This is a genomic window from Streptomyces sp. NPDC007162, assembly GCF_040634175.1.
Lineage (GTDB): Bacteria > Actinomycetota > Actinomycetes > Streptomycetales > Streptomycetaceae > Streptomyces.
The window spans coordinates 1-15,950 of record NZ_JBEYFC010000179.1 but is presented as its reverse complement, the minus strand read 5'-3'; the positions used below and the strand labels follow the sequence as shown (position 1 = coordinate 15,950).

Annotated in this window: 12 protein-coding genes and 1 pseudogene; 7 read left to right on the top strand and 6 right to left on the bottom strand. The window is 71.8% G+C overall.

Annotated features, from left to right (window positions below):
* Positions 1 to 104: 104 nt before the first annotated feature.
* Positions 105 to 1,799, bottom strand: coding sequence for a helix-turn-helix domain-containing protein (locus tag ABZ646_RS21875; RefSeq protein WP_360521284.1), 1,695 nt, complete (start codon positions 1,797 to 1,799; stop codon positions 105 to 107).
* Positions 1,800 to 2,051: 252 nt separating this feature from the next.
* Between ABZ646_RS21875 and ABZ646_RS21870 the strand changes: the two genes are divergently transcribed.
* Positions 2,052 to 3,968, top strand: coding sequence for a glycoside hydrolase family 15 protein (locus ABZ646_RS21870; protein ID WP_360521281.1), 1,917 nt, complete (start codon positions 2,052 to 2,054; stop codon positions 3,966 to 3,968).
* Positions 3,946 to 5,355 (top strand): MFS transporter, encoded by a 1,410-nt coding sequence (locus tag ABZ646_RS21865; RefSeq protein WP_360521278.1) that lies wholly within the window; start codon positions 3,946 to 3,948, stop codon positions 5,353 to 5,355. The genes ABZ646_RS21870 and ABZ646_RS21865 overlap by 23 nt, the downstream gene beginning before the upstream one ends.
* 192 nt (positions 5,356 to 5,547) lie before the next feature.
* Here the strand turns inward: ABZ646_RS21865 and ABZ646_RS21860 are convergent, their stop codons facing one another.
* The gene (locus ABZ646_RS21860; RefSeq protein ID WP_360521275.1) at positions 5,548 to 7,986 is read right to left on the bottom strand and encodes a hypothetical protein; all 2,439 of its coding nucleotides are present in this window, start codon (positions 7,984 to 7,986) and stop codon (positions 5,548 to 5,550) included.
* Positions 7,987 to 8,006: 20 nt separating this feature from the next.
* Here ABZ646_RS21860 and ABZ646_RS21855 point away from each other — a divergent pair, with 20 nt between their 5' ends.
* The 3 genes from ABZ646_RS21855 to ABZ646_RS21845 all read left to right on the top strand — a co-directional run bounded on the left by ABZ646_RS21855 (position 8,007) and on the right by ABZ646_RS21845 (position 11,011).
* Complete coding sequence (locus ABZ646_RS21855; protein WP_360521272.1) at positions 8,007 to 9,383, top strand: RHS repeat-associated core domain-containing protein; 1,377 nt, start codon at positions 8,007 to 8,009, stop codon at positions 9,381 to 9,383.
* A 63-nt stretch (positions 9,384 to 9,446) separates the two neighbouring features.
* The gene (locus tag ABZ646_RS21850; RefSeq protein ID WP_360521269.1) at positions 9,447 to 10,226 is read left to right on the top strand and encodes a hypothetical protein; all 780 of its coding nucleotides are present in this window, start codon (positions 9,447 to 9,449) and stop codon (positions 10,224 to 10,226) included.
* A 56-nt stretch (positions 10,227 to 10,282) separates the two neighbouring features.
* Positions 10,283 to 11,011, top strand: a complete 729-nt coding sequence (locus tag ABZ646_RS21845) for a hypothetical protein (protein ID WP_360521266.1) — start codon at positions 10,283 to 10,285, stop codon at positions 11,009 to 11,011.
* 123 nt (positions 11,012 to 11,134) lie between these two features.
* Here ABZ646_RS21845 and ABZ646_RS21840 read toward each other — a convergent pair whose 3' ends face one another.
* Positions 11,135 to 11,626 carry a methyltransferase domain-containing protein gene (locus ABZ646_RS21840; protein ID WP_360521263.1) on the bottom strand — a complete coding sequence of 164 codons (492 nt, stop codon included), beginning with the start codon at positions 11,624 to 11,626 and terminating at the stop codon, positions 11,135 to 11,137.
* A 132-nt stretch (positions 11,627 to 11,758) separates the two neighbouring features.
* Here ABZ646_RS21840 and ABZ646_RS21835 point away from each other — a divergent pair, with 132 nt between their 5' ends.
* Positions 11,759 to 13,033 carry a histidine kinase gene (locus ABZ646_RS21835; RefSeq protein WP_360521260.1) on the top strand — a complete coding sequence of 425 codons (1,275 nt, stop codon included), beginning with the start codon at positions 11,759 to 11,761 and terminating at the stop codon, positions 13,031 to 13,033.
* Positions 13,030 to 13,728 (top strand): response regulator transcription factor, encoded by a 699-nt coding sequence (locus ABZ646_RS21830; protein WP_360521257.1) that lies wholly within the window; start codon positions 13,030 to 13,032, stop codon positions 13,726 to 13,728. Before ABZ646_RS21835 ends, ABZ646_RS21830 begins: the two co-directional genes overlap by 4 nt.
* Positions 13,729 to 13,838: 110 nt before the next feature.
* Here ABZ646_RS21830 and ABZ646_RS21825 read toward each other — a convergent pair whose 3' ends face one another.
* The 3 genes and pseudogenes from ABZ646_RS21825 to eutB form a co-directional block, all read right to left on the bottom strand.
* Positions 13,839 to 14,381, bottom strand: coding sequence for a hypothetical protein (locus tag ABZ646_RS21825; RefSeq protein ID WP_360521254.1), 543 nt, complete (start codon positions 14,379 to 14,381; stop codon positions 13,839 to 13,841).
* A gap of 283 nt (positions 14,382 to 14,664) precedes the next feature.
* Positions 14,665 to 15,408, bottom strand: a complete 744-nt coding sequence (eutC, locus tag ABZ646_RS21820) for an ethanolamine ammonia-lyase subunit EutC (RefSeq protein ID WP_360521251.1) — start codon at positions 15,406 to 15,408, stop codon at positions 14,665 to 14,667.
* Positions 15,405 to 15,869: pseudogene (gene eutB / locus ABZ646_RS21815) on the bottom strand (ethanolamine ammonia-lyase subunit EutB); the annotation flags it as partial. The pseudogene eutB and the gene eutC, both read right to left, overlap by 4 nt.
* Positions 15,870 to 15,950 lie beyond the last annotated feature (81 nt).

Here is a 15,950-nt window from a genome sequence, read left to right as displayed (position 1 = left end):
GCTGCCGCTCACGCCGAGCGGTGCGGTGCCGTCGGTGACGGTCGTGGCGGGGACGTCGGTGGCGGTCCTCGGGTACCACAGGGGAGTATCCGGGGACCCCGGTATCAGCTCTTCGGGGTTGCCGTGGGCGTGGATTCGGGCGTGACCTCGGGCGTGGCTTTCAGTGCCGCCTGGCAGGACGGCCAGTCGTGGAAGTCGTGCCGTACGCTCCACAGCCGGTGGGCCGCCCTGATGTTCCAGTCCGGATCGAACGCCCGCAGCGGTGTGCCGCCGAGGTCCCGCAGGCGGGGGTCGGAGATCTGGAACACGCCCCAGTTGCGGGAGCCGTTGGTGTTCGGCAGCACGTACAGCGGGTCGAGGAACGACGCGCAGCGGGCGATGGCCACGGCGGTGCCGGGATCCTCGACGAACACCTCACGGATCCGCCGCGCCACCCTGGCCGCCGACCAGGTCGTCATCGAGACCTGCTGGGCGTACAGGGCCTTCTTGGTCGCGTCGTCGGCCACGCTGGTGGCCGGCAGACCCGCCAGCACCTGGAACGCGGTCAGCCGCCGCAGGGTCTCGGGGCCGAAGTCGCCGTCGACGGCGAGCTTGCCCTTGGCCCGCGCCAGCAGGGTCTGGACCTCCCGTACGCACTCGTCGTGCTGGCCCATGCTGACCGTCCTGCAGGCCGGGGAGTACAGCAGCCCCTCGCCGGTCGCGGGGGCGGCACCGTCGGAGTCCAGGCCGGGCAGCCACACGAGACCGGCCACCAGCGCCACCGTCGCCGCGGCGGCGAGGATCGCGGAACGCGAGGACGGCTTCTCGGGCATCCGGAGCCGGCGCGGTCTGCCCGCTCCGCCGCGGGTGGTCCGCGCCGGGGTGACGTCGTCCGCCGCGACACCCTCCGGCACGGCCACGGCGGACTCCCCCACCACCGAGACCGACCGCGCCCCGGGCACGGGGGCCGCCGACGGGTCGTTGTCCGAGGCGGGGGCGGGGGCGGGGGCCGGGAGGGGGACGGGGACGGGGACGGAATGCGGGTCCGGGTCCGCACCCGACTTCAGGCCCGGCTTCGAATCCGGGTCCGACTTCAGGCCAGGCTTCAGGTCCGCGTCCGACATCAGGCCCGGGTCCGCACCCGGATGCGGTTTCCGGTCCGCACCCGACTCCGGACCCACGCCCGACTCCGGGTCCACGCCCGACTTGCGGCCCACGCCCGACGCCGGATCCGCGCCCGGCTCCCCGCCCGCGCCCGAACCCCGGCCCACGCCCGACTTGCGGCCCACGCCCGATGCCGGATCCGCGCCCGGCTCCCCGCCCGCGCCCGAACCCCGGCCCACGCCCGACTTGCGGCCCACGCCCGATGCCGGATCCACGCCCGGCTCCCCGCCCACGCCCGAACCCCGGCCCACGCCCGACTTGCGGCCCACGCCCGATGCCGGATCCGCGCCCGACCCCCGGCCCACGCCCGACTCCGGATCCGCACCCGGCTCTCGGTCTGCCTTCCGTTGCGGTTTCGGTTTCGGCTGCTGGGCGTCCCTGTCGGTGGCGGTCGCGGCCGCCGCGTCCCGGTAGGCGTCCGCCAGCGCCCACAGCCGGTGGAGTTCGCGGAGCTCCTCCGCGCTGGCGCCGCACACCTTGGCGAAGGCGTGCACCACCCGGTAGTCCGTCGGGACGCTGAGGCCGGAGCAGTACCGGTGCAGACTGGAACCGCTGGCCCCGGCCTCCCTGCCGAGCCGGTCGTACCCCCGGCCGCTGCGGTCCTTCAGCATCCGGAGGCGGGCGGCGAACTTCTCGCCATGCGGAGAGGCAACCACGCAACCACCCTTGCTCAAGCCCCTGTTGACGCGTAGAAGCTACACGGCAGGAAAGGAACGTGTGTGCCATTTCGACAAGGGAAACGGACAACCGAACGGCCTCGCTCCCGCCGACGGCGAGCGGCACGGTGTCCCGGTATCACCCGCCGTGGGTGAGGCGGCCGGTGTGGCGGCGGTGGACGCTTGGCGTCGGCGGGGCGCCCATGTCCCGCCCGAGCTGCCCCAGCGCGCCGGCCCGAGCAGGGAGACACGGTGAATCGGTACCCGCCCATCGCCGAGCACGGCCTGGTCGGCGATCTCCAGACCGCCGCCCTGGTGTCGTCCGACGGAACCGTCGACTGGTGGTGCACCCCCCGCTTCGACTCGCCCAGCGTCTTCGCCTCCCTCCTGGACACCGAACGCGGCGGCCACTGCCGGCTGGCCGCGGAGTTCCCGGACGGCGACGGCACGACCGCCCGGCAGCTGTACCTCTCGGACACGGCCGTCCTGATCACCCGTTTCATGGCCCCCGGCGGGGTCGGTGAGGTCGCCGACTTCATGGTGCCGGACGAGTCCGCCACCCCGACGGGCGTCCACCAGCTGGTACGGGTCGTACGCGTCGTACGGGGCACCCTCCCCTTCGCCCTCAGCTGCCAGCCCCGTTTCGACTACGGCCGCGCCACGCACACGCTCGCGCAGGCCGACGGGCACACGGCGGTCTTCCACAGCGCGGGGACGGACCTGCACCTCCAGTCGACCACCGGCGTCGTCTTCCACCCGGACGGCAACGACGTCAGCGCCCGCTTCACCCTCTCCGCCGGCCAGGCGGCCGCCGTCGTCCTCACCAGCGCGCCCGCCGGGACCGCCGCTCCGCCGCGCCCGTCCCTGGAAGGGATCGCCGGCGCGCTGGACGCCTGCCGCGGCTTCTGGCTGTCGTGGCTGCGCTCCTGCACCTACAGGGGTCGCTGGCAGGACGTCGTGAACCGCTCGGCTATCACCCTGAAACTGCTCACCTACGCTCCCACCGGGGCGCCCGTCGCCGCGACCACCATGGGGCTGCCCGAGCAGGTCGGCGGTGAGCGGAACTGGGACTACCGCTACACCTGGATACGGGACGCGGCCCTGTCCGTCAGGGCACTGATCGACCTCGGCTTCCACGAGGAGGCACACGCCTTCCGCCGCTGGCTGCGCGACCGCATCGAGGCCAAGGACGCCACCTCGGCGGATCCGCTGCAGATCATGTACCGGGTCGACGGAGATCCCCGCCTGACCGAGGAGACCCTCGACCACCTGGAGGGCTACCGGGGATCCCGTCCGGTGCGGGCGGGCAACGCGGCGGCCGGCCAGCTCCAGCTCGACATCTACGGCGAGGTGTCGGACGCCCTGGTCGTGGGCGGCGACATCGGCGCGCTGCGCGGCTGGAGCGCACTGAGCGGCGTGCTGGACTGGCTCGCCGACCACTGGGACCAGCCCGACGAGGGCATCTGGGAGACCCGCGGCGGCCGCCACGACTTCACCTACAGCAGGCTGATGACCTGGGTGGCGTTCGACCGCGGCGTCCGCACGGCCACCGGCTTCTCCCGTCCCGCCGACCTCGCCCGCTGGACCGGCGCCCGGGACGCGGTCTTCCGCCAGATCGTCGAGCGCGGCTGGCACGACAAGCGGCAGGCCTTCGTGCAGCAGTACGACAGTGACGTGCTGGACGCCTCCCTGCTGCTCATGCCGAAGGTGGGCTTCCTCTCGCCGCACGACCCGGACTGGCTGAGCACCCTGGACGCCATGGACGAGGAGCTGGTCAGCGACAGTCTCGTCTACCGCTACGACCCGCAGGCCTCCCCCGACGGCCTGCGCGGCTCGGAGGGCACCTTCAACCTGTGCAGCTTCTTCTACGTCGAGGCACTCGCCCGCAGCGGCCGGGTGGAGCAGGCCCGCCACGCCTTCGACAAGATGCTCACCTACGCCAACCACGTCGGTCTGTTCGCCGAGGAGATCGGGCCCTCGGGGGAGCAACTGGGCAACTTCCCGCAGGCGTTCACCCATCTCTCCCTGATCACCGCGGCCATGGCGCTCGACGAGGAACTGCAGAAGACGGGGACCGGGACGCGCCACCACGACCGCCGGAGTCCGACGGCGGTCTACGGCCTCACAGCGCCCGAGGAGGACCCCGGTGGGAACGTCCCGCGCGGCTGAGACCGTCGGCACAGGGCAGCCGGCGGGTCCGGGGCGCGTGCTGGCCGCGCTAGCCCTGGCCCAGTTCATCTGCAGCTTCGCCGGCTCCAACATGAACGTGATGATCAACGACATCAGCAGGGACCTGGGCACCACCGTCCAGGGCGTCCAGGTGGCGATCACGATCTTCCTGCTGGTGATGGCGGCCCTGATGATCCCCGGCGGCAAGCTCACCGACCGGTACGGCCGCAGACGCTGCTTCCTGGCCGGACTGCTCGTCTACGCGGTCGGTGCCCTGCTGAGCGCGGCCGCTCCCGGACTCGGGGTCCTGATCCTCGGCAACTCGATCCTCGAAGGCGTCGGCACCGCGCTGCTCATCCCTCCCGTGTACATCCTCACCACCCTCCTGTATCCCGACGTCACCTCCCGGGCCCGGGCGTTCGGGGTGGTCATGGCGCTGGGCGGGATCGGCGCGGCCGCGGGGCCGCTGATCGGCGGGCTCATCACCACCTTCGTCAGCTGGCGCGCCGCGTTCGTCTTCCAGGCGCTGGTGATCGTGGTGATCGTCCTGCTCGGCCGCCGTATCGAGGATCCGCTGCCGCCGGATCCCGGCCGTTCCTTCGACACCAAGGGGGCGGTCCTCTCCGCCGTCGGCCTGGTCCTCGTGGTCATGGGCATCCTGGCAGCGGACAACAACGTCTGGCTCATGGTCGCCCTGCTGGTGTCCGGCGCCCTGGTGCTCTGGTGGTTCCTGCGTTCCGCCCGCGCCGCCGAAGCGTCCGGCGGAGAGCCCCTGCTGTCCCCGCGCCTGTTCAGGAACCGCACCTCGAACCTCGGACTCGTCACCCAGAACCTCCAGTGGCTGCTGCTCATGGGCACGTCGTTCACGGTGGCGGCCTATCTGCAGGTGGTCCGCGGTTACGACGCCATCCAGACCGGTGTCGTCTTCACGGCGGCCACCCTCGGTCTGCTGGCCACGTCCCTGTCGGCCGAACGCCTGGCCCGCCGCCACCCCCAGCGAACGCTCGTGATGGCGGGCTTCGCCGTGTGCGTCGCCGGGGTGATCGTCCTGATCGTGCTGGCCGGCAGCTCCGCCACCGCCTGGGCGTTCGTCCCCGGCCTGCTCTTCATCGGACTCGGCCTGGGCGTCATGCTGACCCCGTCGGTCAACGTCGTGCAGTCGAGCTTCCCCGAGGCGCAGCAGGGAGAGATCTCGGGGCTGTCCCGGAGCGTGTCGAACCTCGGCTCCTCGTTCGGCACGGCCATCGCCGGCACCATCCTCGTGGCCGGCCTCGACAGGGGCGCCTACGCCGCCGCGATGACCGCCCTGGCCGTCGCGGGCCTGGGCGGCCTCGCCGCGGCGGCCCGCCTGCCCCGGCAAACAGACACCGACACCGACACCGGCTGACGCTCGCCGAGATCCACCACAGTGTCGCCCAGGCGGCCACCGTCCGCACCGACGGCCGGCAGAGCACCGGCGCCCTCCAGATCGGCCGGGCCGGGGTCGGGGACGGCTGGGGCTGCTCCCTGATTCCTGGTCCCCGACCCGACGACGGCCCGCCGGAACACGGTTCCGGCGGGCCGTCATGCGTCGACCGGGTCAGTGAATGGCGATCACCGGGTGACTCGCCGGGTCGATCCAGCGGATGATCTCGGTCATCACCGGGGCGGGCAGGGCGACGCATCCCGCCGTGGGGCCGGCCTTCGGACCGAGGTCGTGGAGGAAGATCCCGGCACCGCGGCCGGCGACTGCGGGGTTGGTGTTGAAGTCGATGACGAGGGCGTTGTTGTACTGGGTGGGGTAGTTGACGAGGTGTTCGCTGCCGTGGTCGTCGAGGGCCGCGTTGGTGGAGTTGGCGAGGAAGACCAGGGCGTTGCCGGAACCGCCGTAGGTGATGGTCTGGTTCGCCGCGAGGACGTTGTCCTTCTGCCCCGAGCCGAAGGCGGGCAGGGTGAAGGTCGCGCCGTCGACGGTGACCGGGGCGCTGCTGCTCCAGCCCGCGCCCGCGAGGTCGGTGGCGGACATGCTGTGGCCGCTGCCGTCGGCGTTGCCCTCGGTCGTGGTGGCGTCGGGGCTGATCGCGGTGTTGTTCAGGCAGGCGGTGAAGCTCGCGCAGATGCTCGGGGCGTGGCCGGCGGCGAGGAAGGGGTAGGCGAACGCCCCGGAGAGGTCACCGGCCTTGTCGACCGCGTAGACGTACAGGGTGTGCGGTCCCGGCGAGGGCGGGGTGACGGTGATCGTGGCCGCGGAGGTGGTGGTCGTGGTCACCTCGTCGGCCGGCGGGTTGCTGGTCGCCGGGGAGACGTCGAGGCGGGCGACGAACTTCACCGCCGCCGTGCCCGCGCTCGACACGTCGAACTTGCCCGCCGTGCCGGCGGCCGCGCCGACCACCGAGTCGTTCTGGTCGGTGTTCGGGTAGAGGTTGTTCTCCGAGACCACCGTGGGGGTGTCCGGGGCGGTGGGTTCGGCGGTGAAGCGGCAGGTGGGCGACTGGGTGTAGGAGGTGGAGTCCATGCCGTCGGTCACCTTGACCTGCCAGTCGACGACCTGCCCGCTGGTCAGCGAGGAGATGAAACTGGCCGGGAGCGTGTACTTGGCCAGGGTTCCGCTCGCGAGGTTGTCCCCGCTGAGCCCGGTCTTCTTGGTGGTGGAGCCGCTGACCCAGTACTGGAAGGTCGCCTGGAGCTTGTCCCCGTTGGGGTCGCTCACCTTCGCCTGGAGCACCGGGGGTGTCGCGGCGATGGTCTTGCCCATGTAGGGACCGGCGCCCGAGGTGGCGCAGGCCGCGTCGTCCGCGCCCGAGACCGCTGCCATGGTGTTGGCGGTGGGGACGTTGGGGACGTTGTTGAAGAAGATCTGGAGCGTCGGGTTGTTGGAGAACCGCTTGAAGCCCAGGTCGTCGTGGGAGGACTCCATGGAGTCCTCGCTGAGCGTCGCGGTGAAGGTCGACCAGTGGCCCTTGGCCGCGCTGACCATCGGGGTGCGCACGTCGAAGCCGTTGGTCACCGAGCCGTTGGACGGGCAGTAGTCGTGGTTGTAGGCCGGGCCGAAGCTCTTCGACGTGGCGTACTTGTCGTAGCGCGGCCGGTTGCTCCAGTCCGTTCCGGAGCCGATGCCGTTGCACCAGTGCAGGTTGACCGTGGCGGTGGTGGAGCAGGACGCGGAGTAGACGTCGGTGGCGTCGACCTCGGCGCTGTCGATGTCGGCGCCCCAGATCGTCTTCGACAGCTTCCACTGGTAGATGGCGTGCTCGTCGCCGGTGTAGCAGTAGCCCTCGGGCCAGCCGTTGTATCCGACGCCCAGGTAGCCGTTGTCGGCCAGGCCGCCGGTCTGGTTGTAGAAGGAGTTGCCGGGGCAGCCCTGCTTGACCTCGTCGAACGCGGGCTTCTGGTAGTCGACGGGATGCCAGTTGACCGACGGGTCCACGTAGACCGGCCAGACCGTCGACGCGGAGCGCAGCATCCCGGCGTCGGGCGTCAGGGTCAGCGCGGAGTGCGAGACCGACGCCCGTACCGGCGCCACCCGGGCGGCGAGGCCTGCGTGCGCGATGTCCGACGCGTCCGCGGCGACCTTCGCCCGGGACGCGTGGGCCGCGGCGGGCAGCGCCTTGTTGGAGTCCCACTGCAGGGGGGTGGGGGCGTCGGACACCACCCGGCCCCGGCCGTCGGCGACCTGGAGTCCCCCGTCCGGACCGGGCTCCAGGCGTCCACCGTGGACGGCGGTGCGCAGACGCAGCGAGGCGAGTGCGGGGTTCTTGGCCGCCTTCGCCGAGTGGATGACCAGGACGTCGCTGAGACCGCCCGCGCTCGTCGGTGACATCACGAGGTCTACCGAGGGCAGCACCGAACGGTAGGTCGCCGTGGACCCGGAGACCACCGGTGCCGGCAGCGTCCCCGGCCAGGTGAGCGCGACCGAGACTCCCCCGGAGCGGGTGACGGCCAGCGGACCGCTTCCCCCGGGGGAGAACGAGACGCGGCCGTACGCGGTGGCCGCGGGAGTCCAGGCGCCGTCGGACCGCCGGTGGAGCGTCAGATCCACCCGGGTCCGACGGCAACCTGGTGCTGCGCACCGCACCCGGCAAGGCCACCCTCTACCTGGACGACGAGGAGATCGTCGAGAACACCGGCAGCCACGCCCTCAGCGGCACCCGCTACTACGCCCTTGGCGGCACCACCGTCGCCGAACGCAGCAGCAGCGGTGACATCCAGTACCTGATCCCCGACCGCCAGGGCACCGACACCCTCGCCGTCGACTACCAGTCCCAGGCCGTCACCCGGCGCCAGTACCTCCCCTTCGGCAAGGTCCGCGGCACCGCGCCCACGTCCTGGCCCGGCGACAAGGGGTACGTCGGCGGCATCGCGGACTCCGGCACCGGCCTGGAGGATCTCGGGGCCCGCGAGTACGACGCGCAGACAGGCCGCTTCGTCTCCCTCGACCCCCTCCTGGAGTCCTCCGACCCCTCGCAGATCACCGGGTACGACTACAGCGGCAACGACCCGGTCACCGGCAGCGACCCCACCGGGGCCAGCTGGTTCAGCTCCCTCAGCAACGCGGTCTCCGGCTTCGCCCAGACCGCCGGCCAGGTCATGCAGCGCACCAACTGGGCCCAGGCGGCCCTCGGGGTCGGCGAGCTGCTCCTGGGCGCGGCCGCCGACGCGGGCGGCACGGCCCTCATGGCCACGGTCATCGGCGCTCCGCTCGGCGCGGCACTCGACGTGGCGGGCACGGGGCTGGCCGTCGCCGGCGCCGCGACCGTCGTCGGGGCGGTGGCCGCACCGAACATCGCGTACGCGGTGCAGAACGGGGACGGCGGGGGCGGCGGGGACACGCCGCATGAGTCGTCGGACGGCAAGGACGCGGGCGCCGAGAAACTCCGCAAGGAACACCTGGGCTCGAAGAACCAGGAGTTGCTGACCGAGGAGAACTCCTACAAGTCGCTGGAGGGTGGCCCGGACAACACCACGGCCGAGGTCAATCCGGAGGCGAACGGAAAGAACGAGCAGAATGAGAAGAATCCGGACGTCAAACTTCTCGACCGCCAGGGGAACGTCGTCGGCTATCGCGAGGTCAAGACCATCGAGAACCCGAACAAGAACGCCTTCATGAGGCAGTTGTCGACGGCCACCCGACAGCTCAGGGCCAAGGGGACGAGAATCAATGAGATCTTCTTCCAGGTGCCCAAAACGTCGGATGCCTACAGATGGCTGAAGGCCTGGCAGGATCAACCTGAACGGAACCTCTCCAACTGGCGCGGGTACACGGTCCGCATCGTGGACGACACCGGCGAGGAACTCGGCACCTACGACCTGGGGGATCCCGGCCTCCACGACCTGGGCAGGGGCGGCGGAGGCGGCGGGGACGACTCCGGGTACGACGACGCGATGCACCAGGGGATGTTGAACAAGGAGAGGGCGATGGAGAGAGAAGGCTTCTGATCGTCCCGCCCGGCAGGAGGTGACACTTCCTGCCGGGCCGTTTCACGAGACAAGGAAAGAACCATGTCGGACTGCGCGAGCCTCATCTGCTGGGACTGTTCCCTGGTACTGGACCTGGGCTGGTTCCAGCAGTCCGCCGTGCAGCGGAGGATCTTCACGGACTCCGGGCCCGGCGAGTCCGATCCGCTCGCGACCGCGGCGGTCTGGAAGTTCCTGGGCGAACACGTGTACCACCGGGTGGAACTGGCCGGCGAGATGTCCCCGCCGTGGGACCGCATCGATCAGGATTTCACCACCATCGACAGCGACGTGGCGGACTCGCCCTCGCTCCTCCAGTACGTCGAGGACGACTGGGACGGCCGCCACCTGCTGGTGCGCCCCAGGCCGCTGTGCACGGCCGTGCGTGCCGCGCTCGCACCCTTCGAAGAGGCCAGGCAGTCCGGGCGATGGACCGCTCACCCGGCCGAGGAGGCGGCGGTGGAGGAACTACTGCCTCTCACCCGGTGGCCCCTGCCGGCGGGACGACGAGTGGACGACGCGGAGGTGCTGGCACGTGCGGCGACAGCAGGGAGGGCCAGAGCCGCTCTCGACCGTGTCGCCGCGTCCTTCCCCGATCACCAGGCCGGCCTCCCGGCGGCACTGCGGGCATTCTCCGGCGCACTCGCACCCGCGGGCGACATCGCAACGGATGCCCTCCTCAAGGGCAGGGGGGACTTCATGCCCGCGGCTCTTTTCGACGCGGAGCGTGCGCTGGGTCTGATCGGCACGTTCCTCGACGACATCGCGTATGACTACTCCCACCCCAGTCGGCGTGGCGACGATGCGACTCCGCACGGACGTTAGTGCAAGTGATCGATTCTGGTGGGTGGAGACCCGGCCGGGAAGGGGGGAACGAAGACATGACGGAACTCGTTGACGTGGTGTGTCACCAGTGCAAGATCAAGCTTGAGCTGCTCGATGCTCCGCTTCCCCGAGAGGCGTGGTGGAAATTCCTGGACGACCACGCCTACCACCCGGTGGAGTTGCTGTGGGAGCACTCCGAGACCTGGGACACGATCGACATCGACTACATCGCGGTGGACAGCGACATCCGGAGCGACCCCTCGTTCGCCGAGTACGCGGGCGACTGGCCGGGACGCCCGCTCGCCCTGCACCCCCGGCCGGTCGCCCGGGCGGTCGCCGAGATCGTGCGGCGCGCCTTTGACGCCATGGACGCCCACGAGTGGCAGGCCGCACCGGCCGACGGCGCGGCGGGCGAACGAATCATGCAGTACATGGACTTCGCACCCCCGCCCGGTGAACTGGTCGACGACGCCGTCGTACTCGCCCGGCTGGCCGCGGTGGAGGCGGCGCTGGAACAACTGCGCCGGGAGGCCACCGAACCGCTCGGCGACCACTTCGGCACATTTCTGAACGACGTCCTGCGTGCCCTGCCCACCTCGGCGGATCTCCCCCCGGACGAGCTGTGCGCCGAGAGCGGCCCCCTGGCCTCCCCACGACTGTGGGACGCAGAGCGGGCACTACGACTGATCCAGCACATCGTGGACTCCAGAATCAGAATCGCACTCCGCAAGCCGTCCCCGACGCCGGCTCCTGAGCGGGCCCCGTCGGTCCGCCTGGTGAGGTGACGGGGACGACTCCGGGGACGACGCCCTGAGGCAGGGGATGCCCCCGGTCAGGGCCGCCGGGTGGCCCGGTGCACGAAAGCGGGCGGCAGGTTCGTCCACACCGTCCTGGAGCGTTCCAGCCGGTCAAAGCGGCAGGCCAGTTCGGCGGTGAACTGACGGGCCGGCGGGGGTCCAGGCCGCGTGCAGGTAGGCGAAGGTGGTGAACCGGCCGCCGGGCATGAGGACTTCGGTCACGGCATCCAGGATGCGGTCACGCCGGTCCTGCGGCATGACCGTCCACGGCAGCCCGGAGACCACCGCGTCGACCGGTCCGCCCACCGCGGCGGCCAGGTCGGCGGCCGTGCCCTGGACCACGGTCAGCCGGGCGTCGCGCCGGGTGGCCGACAGCCGGGCGGCGAGCACCGGGTTGAGCTCGACGGCGACCAGCCGTGTCCCGGAGGCGAGCCGGGCGAGGATCGCGTCGGTGAACACCCCGGTCCCCGGGCCGAGTTCGGCGACGGTTTGGGCCTGCTCCAGGCCGATGCCCTCGGTCATCGCGTACGCGAGCCGTCGTGAACTGGGCGCCACGGCACCGGTCATGAGGGGCCGCCTGAGGAACTCGGTGGTGATCGACATGCCGGCCATGCTGGAAGCGCCCCGGGTGGCCGCACGTCGTATCCCCGGCCGGTGTCCGTACGACTGCGGGAGGACCCCGTGACGCCCGCCAGGACGATGCCGGGAAGCGGGCCGCGGCCGTAGCGTGAGGCGGTGCACCGGCTGATCGAGACCCTGCCCCGCCTGCGGCGCGGACATCCGTGGCTGGCGGACGTCCTGCTGGTGGTGCTGGTCGCCGTGCCCCCGGTGATCCACCCGCAGCCGGGCTGGCGGCCGGTCTGGACGCAGGCGCTCGTGTACGCCGCCCTGGTGCTGCCGCTGCTGTGGCGCCGCCGCCGGCCGGTGCTCGTCGCGGCCCTGGTGACGGCCGCGTTCTGGGCGCAGTACCTCGGACAGGTGTGGGGACAGGAACCGGGACGCGGCGCCGTCGCCCTGGCCGCGGTCCTGGCCACCCTCACGGTACGCGGCCTGCGCCGGGCCGCCACGGCGACGGTGATCTGTGCCGCCGGCTGCGTCGTGCTGTGGATCCCCGCCTGGCAGCGGGAAAACGGGAGCCAGGGCGCCCGCGGTGCCTGGCTCACCCCGCTCGCGGTCGGGCTCCTGCTGACAGGGGCCTGGGTGTTCGGCGAGTACGTCCGTGCCCGGCGCGCCTACGTCGCCGAGTTCGAGCGGCGGGCCGCACTCGCCGAGTCCGAACGCCTCGCCCTGGCCCGGGTCGCCGTCGCCGAGGAACGGGCCCGCATCGCCCGCGAGATCCACGACGTCCTCGCCCACAGCGTGAGCGTGATGGTGCTGAACGCCGAGGGCGGCAGGCTGATGCGGCACACCGACCCCACGGTCGTCGACCGCGCCCTCGGCGTCATCAGCGCGACCGGCCGCGACGCCCTGGACGAACTGCGCCGGCTGCTGGAGGTACTGCGCACCCCCGACGCGGACGCCTCGTCCGGCGGCCCCGGGGCCGGCCCCGGCAACGGCGGGGCCGGCGAGTCCCTCTCGGCCGACCTGCGGCGGCTGGTCGGGCGACTCAACACGACCGGCGCCCGTGCCCGGCTGGACCTGCGCGGAGAGCCGGGCGGCCTGCCGGCGGACCTCACCGTGCAGACGTACCGCATCGTGCAGGAGGCGCTCACCAACGTCGTCAAGCACGCGCCGTCCGACGCCGTGATCCGCGTACGGGTCGACACCGGTACGGAGGGGCCCGGACGGCTGGTCCGCGTACGGGTGGAGAACTCGGCCGGAGCCGGAGGTGATCCCGTCCCGGAGCACCCCGCCGGACCGCTCCCCCGCGGTCACGGGCTCACCGGCATGCGCGAACGCACCGCCCTGTACGGCGGGAGCGTCGACGCCGGACCCACACCCGACGGGGGCTACCGGGTCACCGCCTCCCTGCGCCCCACCGGGCCCGAGCCCACCACGACGGCCCCGTGACCGGCCCCACCCCGCCCCCGGCTCCCGCCCCGTCACCGTCGCGGGTGCTGATCTGCGACGACCAGGAACTGATCCGGATGGGACTGCGCATGGTCGTCGACAGCCAGCCCGACCTCACCGTGGTGGGCGAGGCCGCCGACGGCGACGCGGCGATCGCGGCGGTGGCCGCCCTGGAGCCGGACCTCGTCCTGATGGACGTACGCATGCCCGGCGTGGACGGGCTCGCCGCGACCGAGCACCTCTGCGCGCAGCCCCACGGTCCCCGGATCCTCGTCGTCACCACCTTCGACCTCGACGAGTACGCCTACGCCGCCCTGCGCGCCGGCGCGAACGGCTTCCTCGTCAAGGACGCCCCCGCCGAGGAGATCCTGGTGACCGTCCGGGCGGTGCTGCGGGGCGAGGTCATGGTGGCACCCTCACTCACCCGGCGCCTGGTCGAACGTTTCGTCCTGCAACCCCCCGCCTCCGTGCCCGCCCAGCGCAGCCGTCTGGCCGCGCTCACCGAGCGGGAACGGGAAGTCCTCGCCCTGGTCGCGCGGGGGCTGGCCAACGGCGAGATCGCCGAGCGCCTCTTCGTCGGGGAGACGACCGTCAAGACCCACCTCGGCCGCGTCCTGACCAAACTCGGCCTCCGCGACCGCGTCCACGCGGTGATCTTCGCCTACGAGAGCGGACTGATACGGGCCGGCGACTGAACAGCGACGGGCACGGCGCGAGGTGGACGGGGCCTGCGCGGGGCAGACCGTGTCGATCGGCCGCCCGGGGAGTCGCGGGCGGCCGATGCGGTGTCGGGACGTCGAGGCGGTCAGTTGAAGCCGACGCTCCACCTCTGGGCGATCGTGGTGTTGCAGGTGTAGAGCTGAACCGCCAGGTCGGAGGCGCCCGAGGCACCTGGCTCGTCGATGCAGAAGTTGTGTTCCGCGAAGTGCACATGCGTGCTCAGCCGGACGTCGACATTGGGCAGCGGGTGCGTGGACGTCCACTCCGCGTTGCTGACCGTGGTGCCGCCGCTGACCGCACATTCGTCGAGCCAGAGCGGCGTCCCGTTCGCGGGGTTGTCGTCGGTGAAGATGCACAGGCCCATCGTGTTGGCGAACCGGTAGTGGTTGCCCCCCATGTCCAGCCTGAGCCACCCCTGGGCACTGCTGCCGTCGCACGGCATCTGGACGATGGGTGAGCCGAATGCCTGCTCCCGCGGCTGAAGGCACATCGCGGGCGTGTGGAAGTTGTTGCGGATCTCGTGGAACTCGCCGGGGGCGAGCGGCCTGACGGACTGCGCGTTCGCCACCCCACCCCAGGCGATCGTGCCGGCCACGGCCAACAGGGCCGCCGCGAACGCTCTGAACAAGGTTCTCCCGAATGTGGACACTCGGTTTCCCGTCCTTCCGATAGAAAACGGCTCCGCCACAGGGCCGGCGTCGGAAGGGCGGAGACCCGCCGCGAAGCGAGCCGAACTGCCCCGACTCCCCCCATGGCACCGGCCTGTGAGCAATCAGGCTGGCGCCCCGGGAGGCGCGCGTCCCGCCCTGTTCCGTTCAGCGGACCGGCACACCGCGACCGTCCAGGGTCAGCAACGCGTGCGTGGCCAGGGCTTCGTCCGCAGCTTCGCGCACTCCGGGGCCGGCCCGGTACTACGCCGGCAGCGCGTCCGACTCGTCCTTCAGCCCCACCCCGGTCGCCCCCAGCTCCCGCGCCCGCCCCATCAGCCCCGCCAGCTTCCCTGCCGCGCCCTCGTACGACAGGCCCAGGGGCGGTCTGATGTTGGACAGGCAGTTGCGGTCGGCGTCGGTCGTCGCGCCCGGCACCGGCCGGTACGTCAGATACGCGCCCAGCGAGTCCGCCGCCGACATGCCCGGCCGTTCGCCGATCAGGACGACCACCATCGCCGCGCCCATGGCCGCCGCCACCGCGTCCCCGAGCGCCACCCGCGCCTGCTCGGCCAGCACGACCGGCGCGATCCGCCAACCGGGCAGCCGGGTCACCGTCTCCGTCACCACCGTCGCCGCGTGCTCGTGCACCGCCCGGCTGGACAGCCCGTCCGCGACGACGAACACCACGTCCCACTCCCCCGCCGGCAGATGCGCCCGGTCGGTCGCGTCCAACCGGCGTCCCAGGTCCGGACGTTGGAGATACGTCAGCCGGTCCCCGGCCGCGCTGCGCACCCGTACCGTGGGGAGACCCGGCAGTCCCGCCGCGACCCGGTCCGGCTCGAACGGCGAGTGCACCGCGTCCCGCGCGGCGGCGTGCGCGGCCTGGAGTTCCAGCCGGTGCCGGGTGGGGAGAGCGGAACCCGCCCGGCCGAGGCCGATGCGGGCCTGTGTACGGCCGCGCAGCGACCGCCACAACTCACCTTGCGCCAACGCCAGTTCACTCATGCCGCGAGCTCCCTTCCGGCGATCTCCGTCAGTGCGTGCGCGTCGACCTCGCGGATACCGCCGCCTTCGTCGAGCAGCCCCATCGTCGACAGCCACGCCTCGAACTCCGGTGCCGGGCGCAGCCCGAGGACCTCGCGGAGGTACAACGCGTCGTGGTACGAGGCGGATTGGTAGTTGAGCATGATGTCGTCGCCGCCCGGCGTGCAGATCACGAAGGACGCGCCCGCGACGCCGAGCATGGTGAGCATGGTGGCCACGTCGTCGTCATCGGCGTCCGCGTGGTTCGTGTAGCAGATGTCCAGGCCCATGGGCAGGCCGAGCAGCTTGCCGCAGAAGTGGTCCTCCAGGGCGGCGCGCAGGATCTGGCGGCCGTCGTAGAGGTACTCGGGGCCGATGAAGCCGACGACCGTGTTCACCAGCAGGGGGTCGTAGCGCCGCGCCACCGCGTACGCCCGTGCCTCCTGGTGTCCTGGTCATCTTCAGGGCCTTCGGGCCGTACGCGGCCATCCAGACCGGGAGTTCGGCACCCGGCTTGATCCACG